General features: G+C 58.6%; 1 protein-coding gene. It reads left to right on the top strand.

The window, feature by feature from the left end; genetic code table 11:
- Nucleotide 1: 1 nt before the first annotated feature.
- A partial coding sequence (locus ACR1XY_RS24755) for an aminomethyltransferase family protein (RefSeq protein WP_480597518.1) occupies nt 2-654 on the top strand: 653 nt, incomplete at its 3' end.

Raw genomic sequence — 654 nt, 5'->3', positions numbered from 1 at the left:
CATGACCGATATTAAGCGCACGCCGTTGTACTCATTGCATGTTGAGTTGGGTGGTAAGATGGTTGATTTTGCTGGGTGGGAGATGCCTGTTCAGTATCCGATGGGGATCATGGGCGAGCATAAGCAGTGCCGTGAGAAGGCGGCAGTGTTTGATGTGAGCCATATGGGTCAGGTGATCCTGCGGGGTGAGGATGTGGGTGAGAAGCTGGAAGCTTTGTGCCCGCAGGCCTATGCGACGCTGAAGGAAGGCAAGGCGCGGTACGGGTTCTTTACCAATGCGGACGGCGGGATCATGGATGACCTGATCGTGTCGAATGCGGGCGATCATTATTTCGTCGTTGTGAACGCGGCGCTGCGTGATCAGGACATTCCGCATATGCGCGATAACCTTGAAGGCGTCGAAGTGACCGAGATCTTCGACCGCGCGCTGGTGGCGGTGCAGGGTCCCAAGGCCGAGGACGTGGTGGGCGACCTCTGCCCTGCAGCCCGTGACCTGAAGTTCATGGAAACCACGATTGCCGATATCAACGGTGTCGAATGCCGCATCTCGCGGCTGGGCTATACCGGCGAGGACGGCTACGAGATCTCGATCCCCGAGGACAAGGCGATCGAGATCACCCGCGCCTTCCTGGCGCATGAGGATTGCGAACCGGC

This window comes from Ruegeria sp. AD11(2025) (genome assembly GCF_056542405.1).
The sequence above is the reverse complement of the archived record's forward strand: the minus strand, read 5'-3'. Positions and strand labels throughout refer to the sequence as shown.